Below are 15,949 nucleotides of genomic sequence, written 5' to 3'. Positions count from 1 at the left end.
GCCTACGGCTGCGCCACCCGAGCGGCTGGATCGGCCCGGCCTTCGAGGTGCGGGGGATGCTGGTGTGGGGCTTCACCGCGGGCGTGGTGTCTACGCTGCTGGACATGGCGGGGTGGTCGCGGCCGTGGCCGCAGGACCGGATCGGGGAGCTGCCACCGTCGACACCCCCACCGGCGGCGTCCGCGGACGCGGACGAGTCGGTTTAGCACCCCGGCCTGGACGACCGCACTCCGGCCTGGACGGCACTCCGGCCTGTACCGCATGCCGCGTCGGACCGCGTCCTGGTCCGTAGCTCCCAAGTCCGACTTATCCGTCTCGCTGTGGACTGTGTCGGTTCGACGGTGCTGGATCGGGTGTGCGGGTGGGTGCGTCGCGCGGGGTGGGCGCGGGGGTGGCCGGACGCCCGTACCCTGTCAGGGTGTCCGCCGTCGACCTTGTCCTGGTTCTGCTGATGGTCGTGTTCGCGATCAGCGGCTACCGGCAGGGGTTCGTGATCGGTGTGCTGTCCTTCTTCGGCTTTTTCGGCGGTGCCCTGATCGGGCTTCAGGTCGGGCCGATGGTCGCCCAACGCTTCGCTGACGGCGCTCTTCGCGTCGTCATTTCGTTGGTCGCGATCTTCGGGCTGGCGGTGCTCGGGCAGGCGCTGACGGGGTGGATCGGCGCGCACGTCCGCCATGCGATCACGAGTCGCGCCGGGCGGCGCGTCGACGATGCCGGTGGTGCTGTCGTCTCGCTGCTGGCCGTGCTGATCGTCGCGTGGCTGGTGGCGGTGCCGCTCGGGTCGTCGTCTGTGCCGTGGCTGGCCAGTTCGGTGCGCAACAGCGCGCTGCTCGACGGCGTCGACAAGGTGCTGCCGGAGCAGGCGCAGACGCTGTCGGAGTCCCTGCGCGACACCGTGGACACCCGCGGTTTCCCGGACGTGTTCGGTGGCCTGACCGCGACCCGGGCCCGCGAGGTGGCGGCTCCCGACCCGGCGCTCGCGGGGTCGCAGGTCGTGATCAACTCGAAGCGGTCGGTGGTCAAGGTGCTCGGGTCCGCGCAGAGTTGCGGGCGGCGGATCGAGGGCTCGGGCTTCGTGTACGCACCCCAGCGCGTCATGACCAACGCCCACGTGGTGGCCGGCACCGACCGGGTGCAGGTCGAGGTCAACGGTGATCGCGAGAACGGCCGGGTGGTGGTCTACGACCCGAACCGCGACCTTGCGGTGATCTACGTACCCGATCTGGAAGCCCCGGTCATGCCGTTCGCCCGCTCCAACGCCCGCGCCGAGAACGACGCGATCGTGCTGGGCTTCCCGCTGGACGGGCCGTACAACGCGCAGTCGGCGCGTATCCGCGACGTCGGCAATATCACCGGGCCGGACATCTACGAGTCGAGCGAAGTGACGCGCGAGATCTACACGATCCGGGCGCTGGTCCGCAGCGGCAACTCCGGCGGCCCGCTCATCACGCCGGACGGCGTCGTACTCGGCGTCATCTTCGCCGCGGCGGCGGACGACCGGAACACGGGCTTCGCGGTGACCGCCGACGAGGCCTCCGGCGTCGCGAACGCCGGCATCGAACGCACCCGCGCCACCGCGACGGGCGACTGCGTCTGACCCTCGGGGTCCCTCGATACTCGAGCGGTGACGACGGAGGCGGGCGAGGTGATCGGCTGGTCGCTGCGCCCGGCGGAGCCGGCGGACGTGTTCGCGATCGCCGAGTTGCGGGCGGTGGTGCTGCGGGCCGACCTGGAGCGGTTGGGCAGGTTCGACGAGCACCGGGTCAGGCAACGGTTTCGGGACTCGTTCTCGCCGGCCCACACCTCGATCATCACCGTCGGTCCGGCGTTCGCGGGGTGCGTGGCCGTACGCCCCGCCGACGACGGGCATTGGCTGGAGCACTTCTACGTCGCGCCGGGATTCCAGGGATGCGGGGTGGGGTCAGGGGTGCTGCGGACGCTGCTGCGGAAGGCCGACGAGGAGCGGGTGACGGTACGCCTGAACGTGCTGCGGGGCAGCCCGGCTCAACGCCTCTACGAGCGGCACGGCTTCACCCTCGACGCGGCGGACGAGATCGACATCTTCATGACCCGCCGGCCGCCGCCCTGAGGCCCTGTCCGGGGCGGAGCTGGTCTAGCGGTTGGTCTTCGACTGGTGGCTTGGTGGGCGCGGGCGGCGGGAGCGGCGGGCCAGCAGCGCCATGGCGGGATGGCGGGCGAAGAGGACCACGAAGACTACGGCGATCGCGAGGATCAGCATCGCTATCGCGGTGGCTATGCGCCAGCCCAGCGGGTTCGGGTGGCTTGCCGGGGTCGCGGAGCGTTGTGCCGCCGAGCCGGAGGCGCCTGAGGCGGCCGCCGGGTTGTTGGGTTCCAGGGCGCCGCCGCCGGTGACCGAGTCGGTGCCGCGGCCCGGGGCCGGGCCGAAGCCGGCTACGCCCGGGGACTTGTTGTCGTCGAGCGGGTTGCGGATGGTCGTGGGGAGCTGGGTGGTCAGGGCCGCCAGCGGGTCGACCTTGCCGAAGCCGTAGGTGTCGTCGCGGCCCGGGGTGCCCAGGTCGTCGGCCGTCGAGATCAGGCGGTTGACCACCTCGCCGGCCGGCATGGTCGGCCACTTGGCGCGGATCAGAGCCGCGGCGGCCGAGACCAGGGGCGCGGCGAAGCTGGTGCCGCGGACCCGCCAGAAGCCGCCGGTCTTCGCGCCGACCAGGTCCGTCGCCGGTGCGCTGAGCACGGTCGCGCTGCCCGTGATCGAACCGTTCCAGAGGACGTCTGTCTCTTTCTCCAGGCCGGCGACGGCGATGACGCCGGGCTCGCGGGCCGGGTACCAGACGCCCGAGGCCGCCTGCGGCAGCACGTTGCCCGTGCAGGCGACGACGACCACGTCGCGGGCGAAGGCGTAGTCGAGGGCCGCGGCGAGCGCTGGGCTCGTGCCGGAACCGCCCAGGGACAGGTTGATGACCCTGGCGCCGCTGTCGACGGCCCACCGGACGGCGCGAGCCACGATCATCGCGTCGTCGTACCGGTTGTCGGCGTCGAGGACCCGCACCGGGAGAATCTTGGCGTTCGGGGCGAGGCCCATGACGCCGTTCTCGTCGTCGGCGCGGCCTGCGATCAGGCCCGCGACCGTGGTGCCGTGGCCGACCGGGTCGGTGTGGCCGTCGCCGCCACCCGGTTTGACGAGGTCTTTGCCGGGGAGAACCTGGCCGGCCAGATCCTCGTGGCTCGCATCGACGCCGGAGTCGATCACCGCGACCACGACGCCGGCGCCGGTCGAATAGCGCCAGGCGTTGCGCGCCTGCAGCTCACGAAGCTGCCACTGCTCGTCGCGAACGGAATCGGCGGCAATGGGCAGCGTGGACGGTGCGGCCCCACCGTCGCCGGACGTGGACGCGGAGCCAGCGGCGGCAGCAGCCTGCGGCAGCGCCGCGGCGCCGGCCTGCCCGGATGCGGGGGCAGTGGCGGCAAGAGGCAATGGCAGCGGTGCGGCGGCAAGGGCCGTGGCCGCCGTCATGGCGACCAGCGCCGCGCCACGAAACCGTGGGACGGCGCTTCGGCGCTGGTGCGTCAGCCTCGTCACCTCACGGCCTTCTCACCCCGGGAAGTTCCTGTGCTGGGAGGTTACCCCGACCGTCCACCCGTGCGGGACACACAATGTGCGATCAGTTCGCCATAGCCTCGGGCGGGACGCGGCTGAGCTGGAGCGTGTGCGTAGCGTGACCCGTCGATCGCCGACCCGCCCGGGTCAGGGGGCCGGTAGGTGGGCGATCTGGACCAGGCGGACCCCCTCCTTCCGGGTGACCAGGCGGCCGCGGCCCGGCGGCAGGGGGCCCGGGCGGACCTGTCCGACCAGCGGGCCCTCGTCGGGGTCGCCCGACATCACCAGGCCCGCCCCCGCCAGTTCGCGGAGGCGCTGGATGATCGGGTCGTAGAGCGACCGGGCCGCGCCGCCCGTGCGGCGGGTCAGCACCAGGTGCAGGCCGATGTCCCGTGCCTGCGGCAGGAACTCCTCCAGCGCCCGCAGCGGGTTGGCCGGCGCCGCGGCCACCAGGTCGTAGTCGTCGACCAGGACGAACAGCTCCGGGCCCGCCCACCAGCCGCGGGAGCGCAGTTGGTCGGGCGTCACGTCGGGTGGCGGCAGGCGCCGCCGCATGTAGCCGGCCACCGAGTCGATCAGCTCCTCGGTGTCGCCCGCCGCCGTGCCGTAGCCGATCAGATGGTCGCTGCGGACCGCGCCCAGCAGGCTGCGCCGGTAGTCGACCACGATCAGGCGCGCCTCGTCGGGGCGGAAGCGGCCCGCGACCGTCGCCGCCAGCGCCCGTAGGAACGACGACTTGCCGCACTCGGTGTCGCCGAAGAGCACGAGGTGCGGGTCGGCGGCGAAGTCGACCGCCACTGGGCGCAGGTCGGCCTCGGCGATGCCGATCGGCAGGGTCAGGCCGGTCGTCGCGGTCTGGTCGAGCGCCGAGTAAGGGACCGATGGCGGCAGCAGCCGGACCGCCGGGGCGGCCGGACCCGCCCAGGCCGCGGCCACCGCCTTCTCCAGCGGCACGTCGCCCGCCGGCGCGGGCCGCAGCGTGAGCAGGTGCAGCCCCTCGCTCGTGATGCCCCGGCCGGGCGAGTCGGCAGGCACGTCGGCCGCCGCCTTCCGGGAGATCATCGAGTCGCTCGGATCGCCGAGTCGTAGCTCGAGTCGGGCGCCGAAGAGGTCGCGGACGGCCGGGCGGAGGTCGAGCCAGCGGGTGGCCGAGGCGAGGACATGCACCCGGTACGCGAGGCCGCGCCCGGCCAGGTCGGTGACCACCGCTTCGAGCTCGTCGAACTCCCCGCGCAGCGTCGACCAACCGTCGATCACGAGGAACACGTGCGGCTCGTCGCCCGCGAATTGGCGCTCCCGCGCGGCCAGCAGCGTGCTCAGCTCGCCGACCGTGCGGCGGACGGCGGCGGCCTCCTGCCGGCCGGCCACCCCGCCCACGTGCGGCAGGTCGCGCAGCGCGGCCAGGGCGCCGCCGCCGAAGTCGAGGCAGTAGAACCGCGCTTCGGCGGGCGTGTGCGCGAGCGCCAGCCCGCAGACGAGGGTGCGCAGCGCGGTCGACTTGCCGCTGCGTGGCGCGCCGACCACGGCCACGTGCCCGGCCGCACCGTCGAGCGCGAACCAGAGCAGGTCGCGGCGCTGGTCGAGCGGCCGGTCGACCACGGCCACCGGGACCTGCAGCGCGCCGTGCAGCTCGGGGTTGGCGAACATCAGCCCGCGACCCGGCACGACGGTGGGCGGCCCGAGCACCTCGTCGAACGTGGCCGGCTCGGCGAGCGGCGGCAGCCAGACCCGATGGGCCGGCGGCCCCTGGCCGGCGATCCGGGCGACCAGCGCCTCCAGCAGGCTGGGCCCGGCCGGCGGCGAGACCGCAGCCAGCGCCACCGGCGCCGCGACCGGTGAGGTCGTGAACGGCAACACCACGGGCCCGGCAGGCAAGGCACCGCCGCCACCGCGGCGCGGCACCGGACCCGACACATAGGCAACCCGGAACCGGCGCAACGGATCGGTGCCGGCCTTGAGGAACGCATGACCAGGGGCGCGCGGCAGCTCGTAGGCGTCCGGCACCCCGAGCACGGCCCGGGACTCGAACGGCGAGAACGTACGCAGGCCGATCCGATAGGACAGATGGGTGTCGAGCCCGCGCAGCCGCCCCTCCTCGAGGCGCTGCGACGCCAGCAGCAGGTGCACGCCGAGCGACCGCCCCAACCGCCCGATCTGGACGAACAGGTCGATGAAGTCGGGCTTGGCCGAGAGCAGCTCGGAGAACTCGTCACAGACGATCAGCAGCGACGGCAACGGGGCGAGCGCCGCCCCACCAACCCGGGCGGCCTCATAGTCGCGCCGGCTCGCGAAGTTGCCCGCCCGCCGCAGCAGCTCCTGGCGCCGGACCAGCTCGCCGTTGATCGCGTCGACCATGCGGTCGACCAGCGTCAGCTCGTCGGCCAGGTTGGTGATCACGGCGCTGGTGTGCGGCAGGGCGTCCAGGGACGCGAACGTGGCGCCGCCCTTGAAGTCGACCAGCACCACGTTGAGCTCGGCCGACGAGTGCGTCGCGGCCAGCCCGAGCACAAGCGTGCGGAGCAGCTCGGACTTGCCGGAACCCGTCGCGCCGATCAGCAGCCCGTGCGGCCCCATGCCGTCGAGCGCGGACTCCTTGAGGTCGAGCTCGACCGGGAGGCCGTCGGCGCCCACCCCGATCGGCACGCGTAGCTGATCACGCGGCGACCGCGGCGACCACGCCTCGGCCACCGTGTAGGCGTCGGGCTCGGCCACCCGGAGCAGGTCGAGCAGGCCCAGGTCAGCGGGTGGCGAGACCGCCTGGCTGCCCGCGCCGGCCAGCCGCAGGGGAGCGAGCCGCCGCGCCACCGCCGAGGCGGACGCGACGTCGAGCCCATCGGCCACGCCGACCGTGGTGACGCCCTCCGTCGTGGTGGTCTCCAGGGTGCCGTCGGGCCGCCGGGTCAGCACCACGGTCGACGGGTCGAGCAGGCGCGGCGGCGGCCCGTCGACCTCGACGACGGTGCGCCCGTCACCGTCGAGCCGGCCACGGTCCACCCCGTCGACCACGACGACGACGTGCGCCCCGTCGCCGACGCCGTCGAGCAGCCGCTCCAGCGCCGCCACCGAGTCGGCGACCAGCCGCACAGCGCCCAACGCGTCGGTCCGGCTCGGATGCCGGGCGTGCGGCAGCCACTTGACCCACTCCCAGTCAGCGCGCCGGCCCGGCCCGGCGGCGACCGCCACCATCAGGTCGTCGGGCGCGTGGAAGACCGCCAGTTGCACGAGGAGCGCGCGGACCAGCGCCGGCGAGCCGCGCACGTGCACCCGGGCGAACCCGCGCATCGACAGGGCCACGGGCAGGTCAGGGACCACCGAGTACGCGTCGAGAAAGCGCCGCAGCGCCCCGGCCGTCATCGGCTCCAGGTCGTCGACCGCCCGCGTCACCGGTGGGACCAGCGCGGTCGCCAGGCTCTGCGGCCCCAGCCCGACGCGGACCACCGCGAAGTCGGGATCGGCCGGCCGCCGCTCCCACAACCGATGGCTGTCGACCGTGGACCAGAGTGCCGACGGCGCCGGATGCCGGTAGCGCAGGCCCACCCGCTGCAGCGCCACCGTCGCCCGGGCCTGGCGGCGCAGCAGCGACAGGTGCCGCAGGTAGTCGCGCCGCGCGCCGACCAGCTCCGCCCGCCGCGGACCGCCCTGACCCCACGAGGTCGCGAGCATTGCCAGCGACGAGATGCCGAACAGCCCGCCGACCACATAGGAGAACGCGCCACCGCCCCGGCCCATCATCAGCGCCATCGCCACGCCGCCGCCGAGCATCGGCAGCAGCAGCATGAGCTGTTGCCAGCGCCCACCGGCCGCCTGCGGCAGCTCCGGCGGCGGCTCCACGCGCAGCTCGCCGCTCGGGATCTCGGGCGCGGGCCGGCGCGGCGGCCGGCGCACCAACACCGTCGACATGCGACCTCCCGATCCAGAGCGCTACCCGAGCGTCGCTCATCGTAGGGAATCGCGGCGGTGGATGGATGGCCAAAAAGGGGTCATGTGGATAACCCGCGGACGCGGTAGGTTCGGCACCCTCGCCGGCTCCCCCCGCGACGGAGGTCATCGATGCACACGAGCCTCGCCCTGGTTACCGTCAACGCGCCGCAGCGCCGGGTCGACGTCGCGCTTCCGCCCGACGTACCCCTGGCTGACCTGCTACCCGAGGTGCTGCGGCAGGCAGGCGAGACGCTCGCCGACGACGGCGAGGCGCACGGCGGTTGGGTCCTGCGCCGCACGGACGGTGCGGCGCTCGAGGGTGGTGCGACCCTTCGAGACCAGGGTGTACGCGACGGCGACCTGCTCCATCTCGTCCCCGCCCGCCAGGAGTGGCCCGCGCTCGCCTACGACGACGTCGTCGAGGCGATCGCCGACGGCGCGCGCCGGCACGGCACGGCCTGGTCCGGCCTGTCGACCGCGGTGACGGGCCTGGCGGCGGCCGGCGTGGTGCTCGGTGTCGCGCTGGTCGTGCTGCTCCGCGCCGGCCCCGACTCGATCGCGGCGATGCTGACCACCCTCGGCGCCGCGGCCAGCCTGACCGTCGCCGGGGTCCTCGCGGCGCGGGCCTGGGGCTACCGGGCCGCGGGCGTGGCGCTGGGCGCCTACTCGCTGCCGTACGCGTTCGCCGCCGGCGCCCTGCTGCTGGCCGGCGGTGCCGAGCCGGGCCTGCGCTGGATCGGCCCGCTCGACCTGCTGCTCGGCTGCGTCGCCCTGGCCCTGCACGGCGTGCTCGGCATCGTCGGCATCGGCGCCGGCCGCCGGATCTTCTCGGCCGGGATCCTCGCCGGCCTGCTCGGCGCCGCGACGGCCGCGCTCGGCTTCGCCCTCTCCGCCCACGGCGCCGCCGCGATCCTGCTGGCCCTGCTGACCGCCGGCGTCGGCGTGCTGCCCCGGCTCGCGATCCGCCTGGCCCGCGTGCCCGTCCCGCCGGCCGGGGCCGACGACGACCCGGGAACCGACCCCGACCGCGTCCAGACGGCCGTCACCCGCGCGGAGGAGATCCTCGGCGGCCTGCTGATCGGCCACGCGGTGCTCGCGGCGTCCGCGGCGGGCGTGCTCGCGCTCGACGGCGGCGGCTGGGGCCAGGCCCTCGCGGCCGTCTGCGGCACTGCCCTGCTGCTGCGTACGCGCGTCTTCGCCACCGTCCGCCAGCGCGTACCCCTGCTGGTCGCCGGCACCGCCGCGCTGGCCGCGGTGGCCCTGACCGCCACCGCCGACGCGACGCCGCTGCTCATCGTCGCGACCGGCGCCCTCGGCCTGGCCGGGTCGCTGCTGCTGACTGTGGGGGTCCGTCGCCCGGCCGGTCCCTACCTAGGCCGGGCCGGCGACCTGCTGGACACCGCGCTGCTGGTCGCGATCATCCCGGTGGCGTGCGTGGTGCTCGGCCTGTTCGCCCGGGCCACCACCCTGGTCGACTAGTAGGTGCCGGCGGCCTTGGCTTCTTCGGCGCGGCGGTAGGAGAGCACGATCTCGGCCTCCGCGTCGGCGCGGCCGACCCAGGTCGCGCCCTCGACCGACTTGCCCGGCTCCAGGTCCTTGTAGACCTCGAAGAAGTGCTGGATCTCCAGTCGGTCGAACTCGCCGACGTGGTGGATGTCGCGGAGATGCTCCTGGCGCGGGTCCTCGAACGGGACGCAGAGGACCTTGTCGTCGCCGCCCTTCTCGTCCTTCATCCGGAACATGCCGATCGCCCGGCACCGGATCAGGCAGCCGGGGAAGGTGGGCTCGGTGACCAGGACGAGGGCGTCCAGCGGGTCGCCGTCCTCGCCGAGGGTGTCTTCGATGAAGCCGTAGTCGGCCGGGTACTGCGTCGAGGTGAAGAGCGTCCGGTCGAGGCGGATGCGACCGGTCTTATGGTCGACCTCATACTTGTTGCGATTCCCCTTGGGAATCTCAACAGTGACGTCGAAATCCATTGCACGCTCCTTGCTCGACCGCGTTGGCCCCCTGCAGACGCACGGACGCAAGTAGTGTCGCCTACGCCGGGCGTCGAACGGGAGGAGGGGCGGGTGGGGGAAGACTCACAACCGCGCCCCGCGCGCGGTAGGGCCCGGGTGCCGGGTGCTACGCCGTCCGACAACGCGGAGAAGTCGCCCCCGCCAACGGATGCCAACCTACACCCCGGCGGTTCCGGTCCCACTCCTTACACCCCCGTGCCCGCACCACCCGGCCCCTTCCCCCCGGCCGGACCCGCGCGGGCCGCCGTGCCCGCGGCCCCACCGGTCTCACCGGCACCACACCATCAACACAACCAGCCACCGGTACGCGCGACCGCGAGCCCACCACGCAACAGCCCCGGCCCGCACGGCCCCGCGAACCCGCCCGGCTCAAGCCCGCACGGCTCAAGCCCGCACGGCTCGAGCCCGCACCCGAGTGGCCCGCCGATCCCGTTAGGACCGCCGACCCCGCCGCCCGGGCTGCCGCCGAGCAGCCCGCCGCCCGCCGCGGCCGGGGCCGAGCCGCCGCCGCCCCCGCCGCGCCGCCGCCGGTCCCGCGTTTCGCTCGCGATCGCCCTCGCCGGCATCCTGGTCCTCGTCGTCTTCGCCGCCGGCCTCGTCGTCGTCCGCCCCGGTCCCGTCGCCGCCTGGCTCGGCGACGAGCCCGCCCGGCCCACCCCCGTCGTCGACCCGCCGGAGCCGCCGCCGGGCCCGGTGCTCGCCGCCCTCAACGGTGTCGCGCCGATGCCCGACGAGGCCGGCCTCACCCAGGCGATCGGCAAGCTGGTCACCGCCAACAACCTCGGCGGCCGTACCAACGTGGTGGTCCGCGACGTCCTCAGCGGCAAGATCCTCTACGGCAACGGCGGCGCGACCCCGACCGTGCCGGCCTCGACGATGAAGCTGGTCACCGCGGCCACCGTGCTGGCCACCCGCGGCCCCGCCCACCGGATCCCGACCCGCGTGCTCGCCGGCCCCAAGCCTGGCGAGGTGATCCTCGTCGGCGGCGGCGACCCGACCCTCGGCGTGAACGCCAAGACCTTCTACCCGGGCGCGGCCCGGCTCGACAAGCTGGCCGCGGCGACGAAGAAGGCGCTCGGCGACACCAAGCCGACCAAGGTCTACTACGACAGCTCGCTCTACTCGGGACCGGTCTACGAGCCCGGCTGGGACTCGGACATCCCGACCGGCGGCTTCGGCGGCCCGTCGACCGCGCTCGCCGTCGACGGCGCCCGCAAGGCACCCACCCAGCTCGGCAACGGCTACTCCGAGCGGTCCAGCAAGCCCGACGCCGCGGCCGCGCTCGCCTTCGCCAAGGCGCTCGGCGTCAGCGGCACGCCGACGACGGCACCTCCCGGCACGACCACCGACGCGGCGGCCACGCCGAGCGCCGCACCGTCGAGCCCCGCGAACCCCGGCGACGAGCTCGCCCGGGTCGAGTCGCCGCCGATGGTCCGGCTGGTCGAGTTCATGCTCCAGGCCAGCGACAACGTCGTCGCCGAGGCGCTCGCCCGGCAGGTCGCGCTCGCGAAGGGCCAACCGGCCTCGTACGCCGGCGCCCGCACCGCGATGACCGAGGCCCTCGGCGAGCTGGGTCTGCCGACCGAGGGACTTGTCCTCGCCGACGGCAGTGGCCTGTCCCGCACCGACAAGCTGACCGCGGAGGCGCAGACCGAGCTGCTCGCCCTGGCCGCGTCCGGCAAGCGCCCCGAGCTGACCGAGATGTTCGCCGGCCTGCCCGTGGCGGCGTGGTCGGGCACGCTCGACGACCGGTTCGGCCAGGCGGCCACCCGGAAGACCGCGGCCGGCGTGGTCCGGGCCAAGACCGGCACGCTCACCGGCAACCACGCGATGGCCGGCATCGTGACGACGGCCGATGGCCGGCTGCTGGCCTTCTCGATCCTCACCGACGGCGTGACGGCCGGCAGCGACGCGGTCCGCGACCACCTCGACAAGATCGCCGCGACCCTCGTCGCGTGCGGCTGTGGTTGACGAACAGGCGGCTAGCGGATGGGGCGCCCGGGGTGCCCCGCCCGGGTACCGTGGGGTGATGGCGCAGTTCGTGGACTGGGATCTGGCCGCCGCCACCGCGGGGGCGCTGGGCAAGACCGGCCCCCGGGCCTCCTACGAGGAGGCCACCGAGGTGGTCTCCGACCTGCGCCGGCTGACCGAAGAGGCAGCCGGCCACGTCAGTTCCTACACGGGCCTGCAGTCGCAGGTGGCCCACCCACCCGTGCGGATCGTCGACCGCCGCGACTGGGCCGCCGTCAACGTGGCCGGGCTGCGTGAGGTCGTCACTCCGTTGATCACCCGCCTCTCCGGCGACAAGGAGCCCGGCGCCCTCAGTGACGCCATCGGCTCCCGGCTGACCGGGGTGCAGGCGGGCAGCGTGCTGGCCTACCTGTCGGGTCGCGTACTCGGGCAGTATGAGGTCTTTTCCGCCGATCCGGGGCAATTGCTGCTCGTCGCCCCGAACATCGTCGAGGTCGAGCGCAAGCTCGGTGCCGAGCCGCGCGACTTCCGCCTCTGGGTCTGCCTGCACGAGGTCACCCACCGCACCCAGTTCACCTCGGTGCCGTGGATGCGCGCCCACTTCCTCGGCGAGGTGCAGGCGTTCGTCGACGCGTCGCAGAGCGGCACCGAGCACCTCACCGACCGGCTCCGCCGCGCCGTCGCCACCCTCTCCGACGCGATCCGCGACCCCGAGAGCCGGGCCAGCGTGCTCGACCTCGTGCAGACGCCGGGTCAGCGGGCGGTGCTCGACCGGCTGACCGCGCTGATGACGCTGCTCGAGGGGCACGCCGAGTTCGTGATGGACGGCGTCGGCCCCGAGGTCATACCCACGGTCGAGCAGATCCGGGCCCGCTTCAACCGCCGCCGCGAGGCCGGCAACCCGTTGGAGAAGGCCATGCGCAAGTTGCTCGGCATCGACGTCAAGATGCGGCAGTACGCCGAGGGCCGCAAGTTCGTGCACGGGGTGGTGGAGCGGGTCGGCATGGCCGGCTTCAACAAGATCTTCAGCTCGCCGTTGACGCTGCCGCGGCTGGAGGAGCTGGGCGACCCCGATGCCTGGGTGGCCCGGGTGCACGGTCCCGGCGGCGGCAACGGACCGCTGCTCGCGCAGGGCTAGACGTGGTCGGTCCCGCGCCCCCGGTCGCCGCGACCCGCGTCGCGGTCCGCCGCATGCTGCAGGGGATACGCAAGGACGCCCTGGTGCTGGTCGCCTGCTCCGGCGGTGCCGACTCCCTGGCCCTGGCCGCCGCGACCGCGTTCGTCGCCCCCCGGATGGGTCTGCGCGCGGGGCTGATCACCATAGACCACGGCCTGCAGGACGGCTCGGATCGCCGGGCCGCCGCGGTCGCCGCCTGGGGCGCGTCCGTCGACCTGCGTCCGTCACTCGTGGTGCCGGTCGACGTGGCCGGCCGGCTCGGCGGTCCCGAGGCGGCGGCCCGCGAGGCCCGCTACGACGCGCTGCTCGACACCGCCCGGGCCCACGACGCCAACTCGGTGCTGCTCGGCCACACCCGCGACGACCAGGCCGAGACGGTGCTGCTCGCGCTCGCCAGGGGCGCTGGTCCGCGAGGCATGGCCGCGATGCCGGACAGGCGCGACGTCGACGGGGTGGCGCTGCTGCGGCCGCTGCTCGACATGTCCCGCGACGAGGCCCGCAAGGCGTGCGCGGCGCTGGGGCTCGAGCCGTGGGAGGACCCGCACAACCTCGATCCGTCGTACGCCCGGTCACGGGTCCGGGTCTCCGCCCTGCCCTCGCTCGTCGACGCGCTCGGCCCGGGTGTCGTGCCCAACCTGGCCCGCACCGCCCGGCTGCTCGCCCAGGACGCGGAGGCGCTCGACGTGCTCGCGGCCGAGGAGCTCGAACGCTCCATGTTGGAGGAAGGCCTTTCGGTGGCGATGCTCGAGGCGCTGCTGCCCGCGCTGCGCGCCCGCGCGCTGCACTCGTGGGCGCTGTCGCTGGGCTGCTCGCCGGCCGCCCTGTCGCACCGGCACGTGAGCGCCCTCGAAGCGCTGGTCACGGGCTGGCACGGCCAGGGCGCGGTGCACCTGCCGGGCGGCATCCGCGCGGCGCGCGTCTCAGGCGTCCTCCGCGTCCTCACCGACTGACCGCCCGGTCCGCCAAGGCGTCGCTCTGCCGGGACTGAGAAGGAAGGGTCCTTGGCCGACGCGGAGGTGGCAGCGAAGCGGAGCGAGCGGTGTCCGGCGGGAGCGACGGTCCGGACCACCGCGAACCCGGGAACGCCGGATCTTGATCTGTTACTTCCGGAAGGTCGACCGGTAGGCGTGCGGCGTTGCTCCAACTCTCCGGCTGAAGTGGTGGCGCAACGTCGCCGCGTCGCCGAAGCCGCTCTTGCCCGCGACCTGCTCCACCGCGAGCTCCGTCTCCTCGAGCAGCCGGCGGGCCAGCAGCACCCGCTGCCCCGTCAGCCAATCGTGTGGCGTCGTGCCGGTCTCGGCGCGGAAGCGGCGGGCGAACGTGCGCGGTGCCATGTGCGCGCGGGCCGCCAGGTCGTCCACCGTGATCGTCCGGTCGAGGTTGCCGACCAGCCAGCTGAGCAGCGGCTCGAGCGTCGGTGCGTCCGGCGTGCGGGCGATCGGCGCCTCGATGTACTGCGCCTGGCCGCCGTCGCGGTGCGGTGGGACGACCATGCGGCGGGCCAGCTTGGTGGCGATCTCCGAGCCGTGCTCCTGGCGTACGAGATGCAGGCAGGCGTCGATGCCCGCGGCCGTGCCGGCGCTGGTCAGCAGGTTGCCGTCGTGCACGTAGAGGTGGTTGCAGGCGACCTTGGCGCGCGGATAGCGGGCCTGGAGCTCGTCGGCGTAGCGCCAGTGGGTCGTGCACTCGCGGTCGTCGAGCAGGCCGGCCTCGCCGAGGACGAACGCGCCCGAGCAGACGCTCAGGAGCTGGGCGCCGCGGGCGTCGGCCCGGCGGAGCGCGTCGAGCACCGATGGCGGCACGGTCGCGCCGTCCTTGTGTGCCGGGACCGCGACCAGGTCGGCGTCGTCCAGCGGGCCGAGATCGGCGGCCGGCATCAGGGTGAAGCCGTTCTGGGCACGCACCGGACCGCCGTCGGGCGAGCAGACGTCGAACCGGTAACCGGGGAAGCCGTCGGCCGTGCGGTCGGTGCCGAAGACCTCGCACAGGACCCCGAGCTCGAAGGCGGCGACACCGTCCATGACGACCACCGCGACGTTCCGCACCATGCTTCGCAGCGTAGCGGAAAGCTGGCAGGAATTCGACGGTGCATGGCATCTCTGCCACTGTCCGGATGTCCCGCTCCGGGGCAGACTCATCTATGTAAGAAAGCCCGGTGCGCGCCGGCGGTCCTCACCTACAGCAACAGCTCACAGAGGAGCACCGCCATGGAACTCGTCCTTTTTGTCGCCTTTATGCTGGTCCTCGCCCTCGCTTCCGCGACCGGGCTCACCAAGGACTCGCACGACTCGGCCGACTGGAAGCCATCACGCGACGGCTTCCGAGAACCACAGACCTACTGATCTTGGTGACCGGAAGGACAGAGGAGGCGGCAGCATCCTCTGTCCTGAGGAATCAACCTTCACAGGTGGCCGCCCAGTAGCGCTGGGTGGCCACCTCTTCTTCCTGGTGGGTCGGCCATCGGGGCGTAACCCGCGTGGGGCAGGCTAGGGGGCATGACCGACGGCTCCGGCTCCTGGTACGACGCCGACATCGATCACGTGATCATCACCGAGGAACAGATCCGCGAGAAGACCGCGGACCTCGCCAAGCAGGTGGCCAGCGACTACGCCAACGTCCAGGACGGGCTGTTGCTGGTCTGCGTGCTCAAGGGCGCGGTGATGTTCGTCGCCGACTTCGCTCGCGCGCTGGGCCGGCACGGCCCGCCGGTGGAGCTCGAGTTCATGGCCGTCTCCTCGTACGGGCAGGGAACTACCTCGTCCGGGGTCGTCCGGATCCTCAAGGACCTCGACCGGGACATCGCCGGCCGGCACGTCGTGGTCGTCGAGGACATCGTCGACTCCGGCCTGACGCTCTCCTGGCTCCTCAAATACCTCGAGTCCCGGGCCGCCGCGAGCGTCGAGGTGGTCGCGCTGTTCCGCAAGCCCGACGCGATCAAGGTCCACGTCCCGGTGAAGTACGTCGGCTTCGACATCCCGAGCGAGTTCGTGGTGGGATACGGCCTCGACTTCAGCGAGCGCTACCGTGAGCTGCCTTACGTCGGCGTCCTCAAGCCAGAGGTATACGCACGAGTCTGAGGATCTCCTCAACTTCGTACAGCGGACATCCAGCATCCCCGGCTACCGTATGTGCTAGCGCGGGGCTCAGTCGTTTGCGTCTCGCGCTCGGGGTGTACCTTCGAATGACCGTGGCGCACCCGGCGGCGCGGGTAGTGGCCGGTCCCCACAGAGCTGGTCTCTGGGCAGGCAGGTCACCGCAGGCCGACACCCCGGAGCAACACGTCCG

The 15,949-nt window shown here is 73.4% G+C and carries 12 protein-coding genes and 1 pseudogene; 9 read left to right on the top strand and 4 right to left on the bottom strand.

Features of this window, described 5'->3' with window-relative positions:
• The 3 genes and pseudogenes from Asi02nite_RS30670 to Asi02nite_RS30660 all read left to right on the top strand — a co-directional run.
• Positions 1 to 206: pseudogene (locus Asi02nite_RS30670) on the top strand (coenzyme A pyrophosphatase); the annotation flags it as partial.
• 212 nt (positions 207 to 418) lie between these two features.
• Positions 419 to 1,597: a MarP family serine protease gene (locus tag Asi02nite_RS30665; RefSeq protein WP_203717481.1), complete on the top strand. Its 1,179-nt coding sequence runs from the start codon at positions 419 to 421 to the stop codon at positions 1,595 to 1,597.
• A 27-nt stretch (positions 1,598 to 1,624) separates the two neighbouring features.
• Positions 1,625 to 2,089, top strand: coding sequence for a GNAT family N-acetyltransferase (locus tag Asi02nite_RS30660; RefSeq protein WP_239127271.1), 465 nt, complete (start codon positions 1,625 to 1,627; stop codon positions 2,087 to 2,089).
• 24 nt (positions 2,090 to 2,113) lie between these two features.
• On the opposite strand, the gene mycP is transcribed toward Asi02nite_RS30660, so the two are convergent.
• Together mycP and eccCa are read right to left on the bottom strand one after the other, a co-directional pair.
• Positions 2,114 to 3,493 (bottom strand): type VII secretion-associated serine protease mycosin, encoded by a 1,380-nt coding sequence (mycP, locus tag Asi02nite_RS30655; RefSeq protein WP_203717487.1) that lies wholly within the window; start codon positions 3,491 to 3,493, stop codon positions 2,114 to 2,116.
• 231 nt (positions 3,494 to 3,724) lie between these two features.
• Positions 3,725 to 7,477 (bottom strand): type VII secretion protein EccCa, encoded by a 3,753-nt coding sequence (gene eccCa, locus Asi02nite_RS30650; protein ID WP_203717480.1) that lies wholly within the window; start codon positions 7,475 to 7,477, stop codon positions 3,725 to 3,727.
• A 150-nt stretch (positions 7,478 to 7,627) separates the two neighbouring features.
• Here eccCa and eccD point away from each other — a divergent pair, with 150 nt between their 5' ends.
• Positions 7,628 to 8,977, top strand: coding sequence for a type VII secretion integral membrane protein EccD (eccD, locus tag Asi02nite_RS30645; protein WP_203717479.1), 1,350 nt, complete (start codon positions 7,628 to 7,630; stop codon positions 8,975 to 8,977).
• On the opposite strand, the gene Asi02nite_RS30640 is transcribed toward eccD, so the two are convergent.
• Positions 8,974 to 9,474 carry an inorganic diphosphatase gene (locus Asi02nite_RS30640; protein WP_203717478.1) on the bottom strand — a complete coding sequence of 167 codons (501 nt, stop codon included), beginning with the start codon at positions 9,472 to 9,474 and terminating at the stop codon, positions 8,974 to 8,976. The two genes, eccD and Asi02nite_RS30640, sit on opposite strands and share 4 nt — an antisense overlap.
• Positions 9,475 to 9,975: 501 nt before the next feature.
• On the opposite strand from Asi02nite_RS30640, the gene dacB reads away from it, so the two are divergent.
• From dacB to tilS, 3 genes are read left to right on the top strand one after another with little or no spacing between them, the layout of a single operon-like run.
• The gene (dacB, locus tag Asi02nite_RS30635) at positions 9,976 to 11,487 is read left to right on the top strand and encodes a D-alanyl-D-alanine carboxypeptidase/D-alanyl-D-alanine endopeptidase (RefSeq protein WP_373312354.1); all 1,512 of its coding nucleotides are present in this window, start codon (positions 9,976 to 9,978) and stop codon (positions 11,485 to 11,487) included.
• 58 nt (positions 11,488 to 11,545) lie between these two features.
• Entirely contained in the window at positions 11,546 to 12,625 is a 1,080-nt protein-coding gene (locus Asi02nite_RS30630) for an Rv3626c family coenzyme F420 biosynthesis-associated protein (RefSeq protein WP_203717476.1), read from the top strand.
• A gap of 2 nt (positions 12,626 to 12,627) precedes the next feature.
• Positions 12,628 to 13,614 carry a tRNA lysidine(34) synthetase TilS gene (tilS, locus tag Asi02nite_RS30625; protein WP_203717475.1) on the top strand — a complete coding sequence of 329 codons (987 nt, stop codon included), beginning with the start codon at positions 12,628 to 12,630 and terminating at the stop codon, positions 13,612 to 13,614.
• A 150-nt stretch (positions 13,615 to 13,764) separates the two neighbouring features.
• On the opposite strand, the gene Asi02nite_RS30620 is transcribed toward tilS, so the two are convergent.
• Entirely contained in the window at positions 13,765 to 14,712 is a 948-nt protein-coding gene (locus Asi02nite_RS30620; RefSeq protein ID WP_203717474.1) for a GlxA family transcriptional regulator, read from the bottom strand.
• A 159-nt stretch (positions 14,713 to 14,871) separates the two neighbouring features.
• On the opposite strand from Asi02nite_RS30620, the gene Asi02nite_RS42450 reads away from it, so the two are divergent.
• Complete coding sequence (locus Asi02nite_RS42450) at positions 14,872 to 15,006, top strand: hypothetical protein (RefSeq protein WP_275410412.1); 135 nt, start codon at positions 14,872 to 14,874, stop codon at positions 15,004 to 15,006.
• A 153-nt stretch (positions 15,007 to 15,159) separates the two neighbouring features.
• Positions 15,160 to 15,741 carry a hypoxanthine phosphoribosyltransferase gene (gene hpt / locus Asi02nite_RS30615; RefSeq protein ID WP_203717473.1) on the top strand — a complete coding sequence of 194 codons (582 nt, stop codon included), beginning with the start codon at positions 15,160 to 15,162 and terminating at the stop codon, positions 15,739 to 15,741.
• Positions 15,742 to 15,949 lie beyond the last annotated feature (208 nt).

The organism is Asanoa siamensis (assembly GCF_016862555.1).
In the GTDB taxonomy this organism is placed as follows: domain Bacteria; phylum Actinomycetota; class Actinomycetes; order Mycobacteriales; family Micromonosporaceae; genus Asanoa; species Asanoa siamensis.
This window is presented reverse-complemented; position numbering and strand designations above follow the sequence as displayed.